The following is a 12,305-nucleotide window of genomic DNA, read 5'->3' as shown; positions in this document are numbered from 1 at the left end:
ATTTTAAGTTCTGTTTACTCAAAATAAAAAGGACTTTCGCATCAATTACGACAGTCCTTTTTATTTTTTCCTCATTATATCTAATTAAATAGTCTCTTAAACACTGGTTTCATATTTTTAAAATAAGTCAATAGAACCAACAGAACAGTTATCACAAACAATGTAGTTTTTGCATTTTTTTGATTTCATTACTAATTGTTTTAAATTTTAAAATGGATACTGGATTAATACTATTTTATTCTTCTATGTTGTCACTTATCAAACTTGCTAATACATGAACACGTAGGATAATTCCCATAATAGTCAAGTCCTCACCTGTAACAACTAGCGGATATTTGGAATCAAGAACATATGGAATAATATCTTGCACATATTCGTCTGGACGAACAGTTTTTACGTCCGAAGACATGACTTCCTGCAACGTTTTTTTCTGTTTACGCCCTTCAATTGCTTGATCTATTGTTACAATCCCTTGCAATTGACGTTTTCGGTCTGCTACAAACGCACTCGATATGCCATTTTCGCGCATAACTTGTATCGCTACATTTAACCCATCTTTTAATGAGACTAAGCCATATGGTTTCATCATAATATTTTCCGCTTGTAATATCTTTGAACGATCAATGTCTCGGATAAATTCAGAGATGTAATTGCTTGCTGGTTTATCTAGAATTTCTTCCGGAGTTCCAATTTGTTCTACTTTTCCATCTTTCATTACTGCCACACGATCTCCTATTTTGAAGGCTTCATTGACATCATGTGTGATGAAAATAATTGTTTTTTGAAGACGGTTTTGTATATCGAGTAATTCAAGCTGCATTTCCCTGCGAATTAAAGGATCCAAGGCGCTAAAAGGCTCATCCATTAGTAATATGTCTGGATCGTTGGCTAGCGCTCTCGCAATTCCTACACGTTGACGCATCCCTCCGGAAAGTTCATCAGGATATTGATTTTCATATCCTTTGAGTCCCACTGTTTCTAAATGCTTTTGTGCGATTTGCTGACGTTCGACTTTAGGCATACCTCTAACTTCTAATCCGTATTCGATGTTTTCTAGTACCGTACGATGGCTAAATAAACCGAAGTGTTGAAATACCATTGCAATTTTCTTCTGACGATAGTATTTTAGTTGGTTTTTATTGTATCCAACTACATTTTCACCATCTACGTAAATAGCACCGGATGTCGGACGGTTCAATAAGTTTAAGCAACGTATTAACGTCGATTTACCGCTACCAGAGAGTCCCATAATGACAAAGGTTTCGCCTTCCATTATCTCCATGGAAGCATCATAAACTCCAACTGTATGGCCAGTTTTGGCAAGTATCTCTTCTTTGGATACACCATCCTGAACCATAGGAATCACTTTTTTAGGTCTAGGTCCAAATATCTTAGATACATGTTCAATTTTTAGTTTTACGGTCATGCTGAATCCCTCCCGTGTTTCTGAAGGCGCTTCGCGATTCCGCCTGTAATGCGGTCAATGATGATCGCTAAAAAAACAATACTAACTCCCGCTTCAAAACCTAATGAAATATCGATTCGATTGATGGCGTACAGCACTCTTTCTCCGAGGCCTTGTGCTCCAACCATCGATCCAACAACCGCCATAGCAAGCGCCATCATTGTCGTCTGGTTTACTCCCGCCATTATAGTCGGTAATGCTTGTGGCAGCTCTACTTTAAGAAGCATTTGTGATCTAGACGATCCAAATGATTGCGCGGATTCCACTATCTCTTGATCCACATTACGAATTCCGAGTTCGGTTAATCGAATAACCGGGGGCAACGCATAAATAATGGTAGCTATCACTGCGGGTACATTCCCTAGGGGAAAGAAGAAAATAACTGGTATTAAATAAACAAAACTTGGCATTGTTTGCATGGCGTCTAGTATTGGTCGCATAATTGCAGACATTGTTTTACTAAACGCTGTCCAAATGCCAAAAGGGATACCAATGACAAGAGAAAGAATTACGGATATTAATACAATCGATATAGTAGTCATCGTTTGTGGCCACAAATTAAAAGTGCCTATTAGAAACATAAAAAGAGCAAATAGGAGTCCACCGTATAAAGAAGTAAAATACCATCCCAATGAAAATATAACGATAATAAGCAACCACCAAGGGATGGCAAGAAGACCGGCTTCCAGCCCCTTAATCATTGCAGAGGAAATAACGAATATAAAGTCAAAAAAACTATCAAAGTTTGCTGCTAAAAAATCAATAAATTTTTCCACACCATTGCCTATTGGTATACGTATATCAGGAAATTCATTCATAAGTCTCGGACTGTTAGATTTAAACAGCCTCTGACACCTCACATTTCTTGGTTAGATTTTTTGTAACATGAATCATTGTTTCAAAGCTGCTTTCACTTTTTTCGCAACTTCATCAGACACCCAAGTTGTCCAAACGTCTTCATGTTCTTTCATCCACCAACGTGAAGCTTCTTCTGGTTCTACACCTTTTTCATTCATGTATTTAAGTGCATCTTCCGTTAACTCACTGCTTGTATGATATTTACTTAAAAAGTCTACAACATCTTTTGCTTGCGTTACTAAGTCTTTATTCACAGCAATTACCACGTCGTTTGGTGGAAATTCCGTCCCTTTATTTTCATCCCATGTTTTTTTGTCATAAGGTTTATCTTTTAGAAGTGTTAAATCATAACTTGCTGTAACCCATGTTGGTGACCAATAGTAACCTACCCATGGCTTCCCTTTTTTGTAGGCACCGGCAAGATCAGCAACAATTGCAGAATCAGACCCGGGTGCTAGGTAGTTAAATTGTTTGTCAAGTCCATATGTTTCAAGTTTCGTCTCCAATTGTTCACTAACAACCCAACTTGACGGGGCGCCGATAATGCGTCCTTTGTCCTTATCTTCGGGGTCTTGGAAAATCTGCGGATACTTCACTAAGTCTTCCACAGTTTTTAAATCGGGAGCAACTGGTTTAATGCCTCTTTTAGCGTCTCCTTCAATTACGTAAGTTGGAACATATAATCCTTGCGAGTTATCATCGAAATTTGTAGATACTTTAATAACTTTCCCGCTATCTATTGCCTTTTCATAAACCTCTTTAATATTGTCTGTCCATACTTCCATATAGACATTTATATCTCCTTGTTCGAGTGCTTGCATCGTAGCTGCTGATGTACCACTTGTAACCTCGGTATTATATCCATATCCTTTTTCTACAATTAGCTGCGCGATACTATTATGAACCCGAATACTGTCCCATCCTGCATCTGCAAATTTAATAACCTTAATACTATCCTTACTTGTACCATTACTACACGCGGCTAGAACTAAAAGCGTGCACAATGAAAAAAACAACACTACTTTCCTCATGAAATTTCCCTCTTCTCTCTATTTCCTAATTAGATGCACCGTGCTTCCCTCCTTCTTGTATACCCTTATTTTTAAAATTTAAACCTCCTAAAACCATAACAATTTCCGCATTAAAATTCCCAAAAATCCGGAACATCTAAATCGTAACTGTTATCACTACTAGACTTAGATAATCATTGCAAATAAAGAAAGTAAAAAGTGTAAAAAACTAGTTAATTTCTGAAATATAAAAGAAAAGATATTTATTCGAATATTTGTAGGCACGTTAAGCAAATACTCTATCATAAGACCAAGTAATTTCTAATGAATATGTTAAGCGATTTTTCATACATATTTTAGATTTTTTTAGATTTGTTTGTAATGGATCATTTAAGTTCTTATATAACCTTGCTATTCAACAAGCTTATATAACTGAATGTAGAGTAAAATTACTGGCTAAGCTGATTTTATGCATCATAAAAAATAAGGACTTGGAGCTGACAAAATGAACAAGGCAATCAGAACATTCATACTTATAGCACTTGGATTAACACTAGCATTAACAGGATGTATTACTCCCCAAAAACAAAGTAAACAAAAGCAAGAACAAATCCAAAAAGAAACTCAAAAGGATACCCAAATTACGGGGTTACAGCCTTTAAATGCAATGACACTACAAATAACGTTCGCAGAGCCATTGCTAGACGAGGAAGTTAATCCGGCTAACATAGATAAAATTAAGCAAAGTTTTAAATTTGATAATGAGATGAGCATTGTCAATGTTCCTAGGTTAAAGACTGGAGCAAAAAGCACCTATATTGTGCCTGTAACCATACAAAAGCCTGGAACAGCTTATACAGTTAACTATAAAGGAGGAGAGGACCAAACCTTTGAAGCAAGTGATGAGAAAATCAATATACGTCACGCTAAACAGGTTACAAGCGATACATTTGAAATTGAATCTTTTAAAGAAGATGGCGTAACTGACTATGCTAATATTATTGAAGCATATCGTCCTGATAGAGGTAACCTCGCTTTCCAAGTAAATAATGAAAATATAGATAAAAACGGGAAAAAATATCAAGTAATCTCTTCTTTAAGAGATCGTACATTAACAATTAAATCAAGTAATGGAGAAAAAATAATCGCGAATTATGTCCCGTTTACACAAGCAGCAGATGGTAGACAAGCACCAAAGTTCCGTTTACCAGACGGACAAACTTTAACACCCAGCACAAAGTATACTGTGTCGTCTGACTGGGCATTGATTAAAAATCCCTCCTTTAACACGAATGAGATTGCACCACTTACAATCAAGACAGCAGAAGCAATAGACAACAAATCATTCCAATTAACTTTAGAAAAAGATCCCGGTATGGAGTTATTTGCTGGCCGAAGCGTAAAATTACAAAGCGAAGACGGAAGTATGATTCAAGCACAATATCGTTTCTCTTCTCGTAAAGGTGCAGTTGGTATTTTCGATATTAAAGACAATAAATTAAAGTCCGGTGTAAAATACAAGGTAGTACCTACAAACAAATGGGCAACTGCTGACAATATATTATTAATTGTAAAATGAAGGATAATATGAAAACCGTGAGCCTCCTTTGAGAGCGTCTTCTCTTCACCATTTATGTAACAAGCGTTTGTCCATCGCCTTTTTGGAACTTTTAAGTAAATGATCCATTTGTTTTAGATAATTAAGAAATAAACTCCATTTCTATTCTTTTAAATGTGGATGAAAAGTTTATTTCCACCAATGCATACCAAATTCACATATTTACATATCTCTATATAAAAGGAAGAAAATTTCTCTTTCTTGTCGATTTCCCAGGAAATAAACCTAAAAAAGAAGCCCTAAGTCGACTTGTTCTCGACAATTAGGCTTCTTTTCTAGGTTAAACTACACGATTTTCTGGCTCTCTATTTTCTAAAACTGCTTCTATAGCTTCTGCGTTCATTTGCATCATAGCAAGTCTAGTACGAATAGTAGCGCTACCGATATGCGGTAAAACTGTAACATTTGGTAATGTTAGTAATGGGTGATCCAATGGAACTGGTTCTACTTCAAATACATCGAGGCCAGCTGCCCAGATTTTATTTGTCTTTAGCGCTTCGTATAGGGCTTGTTCATCAATGATTCCACCGCGAGCTACGTTAATAATTGCTGCGGTTTCTTTCATTATGTCTAGTTCTCGCGCTCCAATTAATCCCTTCGTTTCAAGAGTCAATGGTGTTAATAACACAATAAAATCAGATTCTTTTAGTAGTGTATCCAGCTCTGCATATGCAAATCCATACTTTTCTTCTGATTCAATTTTTCGTGTTCGATTATGGTAAAGAACGTTCATGTCAAATCCTTTTGCACGTCTTGCAACTGCTTCCCCGATACGTCCCATTCCAATGATGCCGAGCGTTGCACCAAAAACATCCATCCCTGTATATTGCATTGGTGACCGTGACTTCCACTCACCTGCACGAAGATCACGCTCTGCCTCCATTACACGACGAGCGGTAGCTAGTAATAAGGAAAAAGCTAAATCTGCAGTAGTTTCTGTTAAAACTCCTGGAGTATTCGTTACAATAATTCCACGTTCTTTCGCTGCCTTCACATCGATATTATTATATCCAACCCCTAAATTACTAATCACTTTTAAATTTGGCAAACTTTCAATTAATGCGCGATCAACTTTATCGGAAAGCATTGTCCAAATTGCATGAACGTCTTTTGCTTCAGCCTTTAACTCCTCATAACTCATTTGCAAATCATCCCTATGCCACATCTTTACTTCAAACTTTTCTTTTAATGGTTTCACCATTTCATCCGACAACTTGCGTGTAATCAATATTTTTTCCAAAATTGCAACCTCCAAATATCCTGATAGCTTAAGCATGGCTGAAAGTACTTAATTTTGCAACTGCATTTACATCGAAAATTTCATAGGGTATACTGGGGCCACATAAATAAATCAGATTGTTTTATAGCAATTTGGCAAACTAAATACCGTTTTCTGCACCAGGGGTGTCCACTTTGGCTGAGATGCGAGCTTTTTGCTCCAATCCCTTATTACTCGATTAGGATAATACCTGTGTGAGGAAGTGCGGTGACTTTCCGGGATTTTTCATATTGGATAAGTGGCTGCATCTTCACGGGTGTAGTCTTTTTTTATGATAAATTTTAGGAGGTTTTATTATGCAATGTGGTTTAAGCTCAATTGTCGGTTTTCGTTTTTCCTTGCATCCGATGACCAATGATTTTATTTCTGTCATTAAAGGAGCTCTACAAGAAACGGATACGTCGAATGTGTGGATGCATACAGATGATGTGTCTACGGTAATTCGAGGGAAAGAAGTCCATGTGTTTAATGTCGCAAAAGCCATTACGTTACACGCTGCGAAAACTGGGTTGCATATTGCGTTATCTGGTTCATTTTCTGCCGGTTGTCCTGGTGATACTGCTGGGGATGTTCATTTGGATAGGGACGATGAAGTCGCAAATAAAGATACGACTAAGCAATATGTATCTTCCCAATTCGCTCTCTACCCTATGAATAATCCAAATTATATGGATGTTATTTACCGAGAAGTAGATCGTGCGAAAGAGCGTGGGGTTTTCAACGATTCCATGCATTATGCAAGTGGTATTCATGGAGATATTCACGATGTGTTTGCGTTTTATGAAGAGTCATTTACACATGCCCGTTCTGAAGAATATAAGCATTTAGTGATGACGGTTTCGATGAGTATAAATAGTCCTTCGCATAGAGGTCTTTAATATGTTGAAATCTGGGCAGTAAAAAAAGATTGTGCTTATGTCTTTATTTTCAATCGTGTTTGGGATTGTGTATATATTGTTCCTCACTGGTGCTGTTCGAAAAGCGGAGCGTGCGGCGTTTGCTATGGAGGTAAGGGGCTTTACTGGAGAACCGAGAAATAGTTATTTTCACACGATTTCGATTGGAAAAGTGGACTTGGTTTTGGGAGCATTATTTTTATTCGTATTAGTTTTAAGTTTTACGAATCAGCTGTGGCTTGGTTAATATAGAACTAGATCTATTAACTAAGGAGTGATGAGGGTGGCGTTTGTTGCTTTACTTCGCGGAATTAATCTGGGCGCTAAAAATAAAGTAGATATGAAGTCATTGAAAGCGCTGTTTGAAGAAATGGGCTATGAAAATGTGCGGACGTATATTCAGACCGGGAATGTTATGTTTGATAATGCTGCTTTCGACGTGACTGCAATTGAGACTGCACTTCTTGAAAAATATAATTTTGAAATACCAGTCATCGTCCGGTCGAGAGAAGAGCTGGAAGAGATTCAGCGGCATCCCATCTTCGCCAAAGAACAAGTGTATATTATGTTTTTGGCAAATGAAACATCGAATGAGCAGCAAGTAGCTCTCGCTGAATTAGTGGATGATGAATTCGTCGTCTGGAATCGTAAAAACATCATTATTAGTCTATCGAAAAGTTATCACAAAACCAAGTTTACGAATAATTTTTTCGAGAAGAAACTTAGAATGGCATCTACTGCGCGGAATCAGAATACGGTGAATAAAATTTTGTTGAAAATGTGAGTGGTTTCCGCCTGGTGAAGAGGCAGATGCCATTTGGTTGCTCTCCCGGTTGAATTGGTTGCTCTCATTGGCATATTGGTTGCTCTCAATGCGGAATTGGTCTCCCTTTGCCATTTACTTCAAGAAAAAACGCATTTGTATGAATTACTAATCGACATCTTGCGAAAATAGTGATGAAAATTCAAAAGGTTTCCTCCTTAGTAATGCTGAAAACCTTTTTTCGACCGATTATTTTGGGGATACGACCGATTATGCATAGTATTCGACCGATGTTTGGGGTATTCGACCGATTATGTTAACTATTCAACCGATTTTCAAGACTTTTCGACCGATTGTAATCGTTCATAAGTATTTCTTATACAAAAGCATAATTACAATAAAATTTCCAAATACCTTTGATTAGGATAAGCTTAAACTAGAACAAAATGAGGAGGATTCGCCATGTCATTTTTTTTTAAATCCATCGACCATGTTCAACTCGCCGCTCCTAGAGGTTCAGAAACAATAGCTAGAAAGTTTTTTGGTGAAGTATTAGGTTTTCATGAAGTAGAAAAGCCAGAGACGTTAAGAAAAAAAGGTGGCGTTTGGTTCGAATTTGGTACCTATCAGATTCACATCGGAATTGAAGAACCATTTGCTCCAGCCAAAAAGGCACATCCTGCATTTGACGTTGTAAATCTAGATGCACTGAAAATGCATTTAACAAATAATGAAGTTAGCTTTGCCGTAGATACAGATTTACCAGGAGCAAATAGAATTTATGTACATGATCCATTTGGTAATAGGATTGAAATTTTAGAATGGATTGAATCATAATAAAGCATCCTTCCATTTAAATGAATAAAAGGATGCGAAACTTTTATTATAGGAGAGCCCTTTTTTGCTGCTAAAAGGGGCTCTTCTTCATTTGGTTGCTACCCTACCTAATCCCGTCTCTCTAATCCATTTATTCCCACAAAAAAATTATAAATCATCAAATCCATTATCTTGTACATTCACTTTGACGTATTGGCGGGATTTTTGTTCGAAAAAGTCGGTTTTTCCTAAATCTACTTCCTCGTATGCTTTGATCCATTTCAACGGATTTTTGCGATACTCAGGGAACGGTCGGTCGTAGCCTAGCTGAGAGCAACGTACATTGGCGTAAAAGTAGATGTATGCTTCGACATCTTCTACATCAAGGCCGTCTATTTTATCTCCAATAATTTCACGTGCCCAGTCTACTTCTAGTTGCGCTGCTTCACGGAAAATTGACTCTACCTCAACTGCACGTTCTGGTGTATCAAACACTGGATATTCCGCTAATAGTTCTTGATAAATCTTCACGAATAAATCAACATGCAACTGCTCGTCCCGGTTTATATAGTTAATCATTGTACTTGTTCCTACCATTTTTTGATGTCGTGCAAGGTGATAGAAAAAAGCAAACCCCGAATAGAAAAATAATCCTTCTAAAATGACATCATACACAATCGAGCGCAGCATGCTATCGACATTTGGCTGCTCTGCAAATTCTTCATAACCATTCAATACAAAATCATTTCGCTTTTGTAAAACAGGCTCCGTGCGCCAAAAATCAAACACATGGTTTTGCTCATCTTTCGATACTATGCTAGAAAGTACGTAGGAATAAGAATGATTATGAATCACTTCTTGCTGTGCCAAGATTATCATCAGTGCATTTAAGCTAGAATCGGTTAAAAAGTCAGCTACTTTCCCTGCAAAATCAGTTTGCACACTATCTAAAAGTGCAAGCAACCCGATTATTTTCAAGAATGCATCTCGCTCCGCTACATTTAACTGCGAGAACTGCTTAATATCATTACTCATATTTATTTCAAACGGTGTCCAAAAGTTTCCGAGCATTTTTTTATACTTTGGATAAGCCCAACTAAATTGTACATCGTCCCAGTTTAATATATTCGAACTTTGGCCGTTCACAATTCCCGTCGAACGGTTCGGTGCTTCTTTATCCATTAGTTTTCTTTTTTCTAACTGCATATATATTTCCTCCTTAGCTTGAACAAGAATCACAATCGACTAATTCAACCGAAGTAGAACGAACGTAATAGGTCGTTTTTAGCCCGCTATTCCAAGCATCCAAGTGTATATCTAGTAATTCCTTAGCTTTGATTGTATTTTGTACGTATAAGTTTAATGAAACACCTTGATCGATATGGCGCTGACGTGCGGCATTTTGTTTTAAAGTCCAGTGTTGATCAATGAAGTATGCTGACTTGTAAAACCATGTCGTTTCCGAATTAAGATCTGGCACAGTTACTGGAATTTTGTAATCCTTCTTCTCTTCTGAGTATGATTTTTGGAATATCGGATCGATACTCGCCGTACTTCCAGCTAGAATAGATGTTGATGAGTTCGGCGCCACTGCCATTAAGTAGCCGTTACGAATTCCATTTTCAGCAACTTGATCGCGCAGTTTATTCCATTCTTCGCTTTCATATTGACGTTTTTCAAAATATGCTCCTGTTTGCCAGTCCGACCCTTCGAATAAAGGATATGCCCCTTTTTCTTTCGCAAGTTCGCTCGACGCTTGAATTGTTAAGTAAGCTACTCTTTCATATAACGTATCTGCGAACTCCACAGCCTCGTCTGATTCCCAGCGGATACTATTCAAGGCAAGCAAATGATGCCAACCAAATGTTCCTAGGCCAATCCCACGATATCTCGCATTTGTGCGTTCTGCTTGTGGAACAGGAATCATATTCAAATCAATCACATTATCGAGCATGCGCACTTGGATTTTAATTAAACGCTCCAACACATCTGCTGGAACCGCTCGTCCAAGATTAATAGAAGATAAGTTACAAACAACAAAATCCCCCGCTTTTCGACGAGTCACAATGACGTCGTCTTCTAATTCAATCGATTCAAATGAAGTGGCACTTTGGTTTTGGAATATTTCGGTACATAAATTACTACTGTACACCATACCCTCATGCTTGTTTGGATTACTACGATTTACCTCGTCGCGATAAAACATATACGGCACACCTGTTTCCAGTTGAGAACGCATAATTCGTTTCATCAAGTCAATTGCCGGAACAGTTTCACGAGATAATCGGCTATCATTTACACATTCTACGTATTTTTCTCGGAAGGAACCTTCTCCACGTTTTTCATCGTAAAAATCTTCTAAAGAATAGCCTTTTAATTGACGAACCTCATGTGGATCAAATAAATGCCATTCTTTCCGAGCCTCTACTTTTTCCATAAATAAATCCGGCAAGCATACACCTGTAAAAATATCATGCGCACGAAGACGTTCATCCCCATTATTCAAACGTAAATCTAGAAACGTGAAAATATCTTTATGCCAAACATCTAGATAAACAGCGATTGCCCCTTGACGCTGCCCAAGTTGATCCACACTTACTGCTGTGTTATTTAATTGTTTAATCCAAGGTAGTACGCCACTTGATGCACCAACGAATCCGCGAATAGAAGAACCACGACTTCTAACTTTCCCCATATAAATACCGATACCACCACCGAATTTTGACAGTGTCGCTATATCTGTATTACTATCGTAAATTCCTTGAAGACTGTCATCTACCGTGTCTATGAAACAGCTAGATAGCTGTCCATGAGGCTTCCCTGCATTTGAAAGTGTAGGCGTTGCAACAGTCATATATAAATTACTCATTGCCCAGTATGATTCTTTAATTTTGGCTAATCTATTTTCTTGCTCATCTTTCATAAGTGTCATTGCAATAATTAGCCAGCGTTCTTGCGGAAGTTCTACAATCGATTTATCGAAGTCTTTTGCGACATAACGATCGAGTAATGTTTTTAAACCAATATAGGTAAATAAAAAGTCTCGCTTAGGTACGATTATTTCCGCTAATTGTTGTAGCTCTTCCAAAGAATATGCTTCTGCAATCCGTTTATCATAAAGTCCTTTTGCAACTAATGCTTGTACATTACCCGCAAACTTACCATAAACTGCATCAGCTGTTGTTTTTCTATATACAGCCACTTTTTCATATACATCTGCTAAATGAATACGTGCTGCAACAAATGTCCAATATGTTTCTTGTTCATCTAAAAAGCTTAGTGCTTCTAGCGACATCGATTTAGACCAAGCAGAGGTCGATCCCTGAGGAAATTTCTTCATCCATCTTTCATGTGATTTAATAAGTGGCGCTATATTTTCTTCACCAAATTCCTTTGTTAGATTATGTAATACTTCTTGTTTGGTTGTATTTGAGATTGTGGTCATATAAACTCCTCCTTGTTTATGAATGTGGTGTTCAGACTTGGTTATGTGGTACTCACCCCTGGTTATGTGGCACTCCCCTAATACAAAACAAAAAAGCGATGCTCCAAGCCTCTTCGGCTGAGTCATCGCTCACGTTTTAAAAAGTAGGAAACAAC

General features: G+C 37.5%; 11 protein-coding genes and 1 riboswitch. Of the genes, 5 read left to right on the top strand and 6 right to left on the bottom strand.

From position 1 onward, the window contains the following. Window positions 1–235: 235 nt before the first annotated feature. The 3 genes from ACEPXD_RS01210 to ACEPXD_RS01200 form a co-directional block, all read right to left on the bottom strand. Window positions 236–1,426, bottom strand: a complete 1,191-nt coding sequence (locus ACEPXD_RS01210; RefSeq protein WP_391119139.1) for a quaternary amine ABC transporter ATP-binding protein — start codon at window positions 1,424–1,426, stop codon at window positions 236–238. Then, a complete protein-coding gene (locus tag ACEPXD_RS01205; protein WP_391119137.1) occupies window positions 1,423–2,283 on the bottom strand; it encodes an ABC transporter permease in 861 nt (286 codons plus the stop codon). The genes ACEPXD_RS01210 and ACEPXD_RS01205 overlap by 4 nt, the downstream gene beginning before the upstream one ends. Window positions 2,284–2,355: 72 nt before the next feature. After that, entirely contained in the window at window positions 2,356–3,354 is a 999-nt protein-coding gene (locus ACEPXD_RS01200) for an ABC transporter substrate-binding protein (RefSeq protein WP_391119135.1), read from the bottom strand. Between the two features lie 484 nt (window positions 3,355–3,838). On the opposite strand from ACEPXD_RS01200, the gene ACEPXD_RS01195 reads away from it, so the two are divergent. Next, window positions 3,839–4,912, top strand: a complete 1,074-nt coding sequence (locus tag ACEPXD_RS01195) for a hypothetical protein (RefSeq protein ID WP_391119133.1) — start codon at window positions 3,839–3,841, stop codon at window positions 4,910–4,912. Between the two features lie 319 nt (window positions 4,913–5,231). On the opposite strand, the gene ACEPXD_RS01190 is transcribed toward ACEPXD_RS01195, so the two are convergent. Beyond that, window positions 5,232–6,227 carry a 2-hydroxyacid dehydrogenase gene (locus tag ACEPXD_RS01190; RefSeq protein WP_391119131.1) on the bottom strand — a complete coding sequence of 332 codons (996 nt, stop codon included), beginning with the start codon at window positions 6,225–6,227 and terminating at the stop codon, window positions 5,232–5,234. Between the two features lie 114 nt (window positions 6,228–6,341). Next, window positions 6,342–6,448: riboswitch (TPP riboswitch) on the top strand. A 78-nt stretch (window positions 6,449–6,526) separates the two neighbouring features. On the opposite strand from ACEPXD_RS01190, the gene ACEPXD_RS01185 reads away from it, so the two are divergent. The 4 genes from ACEPXD_RS01185 (at window position 6,527) to ACEPXD_RS01170 (ending at window position 8,726) form a co-directional block, all read left to right on the top strand. Continuing rightward, entirely contained in the window at window positions 6,527–7,108 is a 582-nt protein-coding gene (locus tag ACEPXD_RS01185) for a YkoF family thiamine/hydroxymethylpyrimidine-binding protein (protein WP_391119129.1), read from the top strand. A gap of 37 nt (window positions 7,109–7,145) precedes the next feature. Further along, window positions 7,146–7,373 (top strand): hypothetical protein, encoded by a 228-nt coding sequence (locus tag ACEPXD_RS01180; RefSeq protein WP_391119127.1) that lies wholly within the window; start codon window positions 7,146–7,148, stop codon window positions 7,371–7,373. 36 nt (window positions 7,374–7,409) lie between these two features. After that, the gene (locus ACEPXD_RS01175; RefSeq protein WP_391119124.1) at window positions 7,410–7,910 is read left to right on the top strand and encodes a DUF1697 domain-containing protein; all 501 of its coding nucleotides are present in this window, start codon (window positions 7,410–7,412) and stop codon (window positions 7,908–7,910) included. A gap of 441 nt (window positions 7,911–8,351) precedes the next feature. After that, window positions 8,352–8,726 carry a VOC family protein gene (locus ACEPXD_RS01170; protein ID WP_391119122.1) on the top strand — a complete coding sequence of 125 codons (375 nt, stop codon included), beginning with the start codon at window positions 8,352–8,354 and terminating at the stop codon, window positions 8,724–8,726. Between the two features lie 147 nt (window positions 8,727–8,873). Here ACEPXD_RS01170 and ACEPXD_RS01165 read toward each other — a convergent pair whose 3' ends face one another. Together ACEPXD_RS01165 and ACEPXD_RS01160 are read right to left on the bottom strand one after the other, a co-directional pair. Beyond that, the gene (locus ACEPXD_RS01165) at window positions 8,874–9,911 is read right to left on the bottom strand and encodes a ribonucleotide-diphosphate reductase subunit beta (RefSeq protein WP_391119120.1); all 1,038 of its coding nucleotides are present in this window, start codon (window positions 9,909–9,911) and stop codon (window positions 8,874–8,876) included. A 13-nt stretch (window positions 9,912–9,924) separates the two neighbouring features. After that, window positions 9,925–12,276 carry a ribonucleoside-diphosphate reductase subunit alpha gene (locus ACEPXD_RS01160; protein ID WP_391119118.1) on the bottom strand — a complete coding sequence of 784 codons (2,352 nt, stop codon included), beginning with the start codon at window positions 12,274–12,276 and terminating at the stop codon, window positions 9,925–9,927. Window positions 12,277–12,305 lie beyond the last annotated feature (29 nt).

Source organism: Psychrobacillus sp. L3 (genome assembly GCF_042945595.1).
Taxonomy (GTDB): domain Bacteria; phylum Bacillota; class Bacilli; order Bacillales_A; family Planococcaceae; genus Psychrobacillus.
This window is presented reverse-complemented; position numbering and strand designations above follow the sequence as displayed.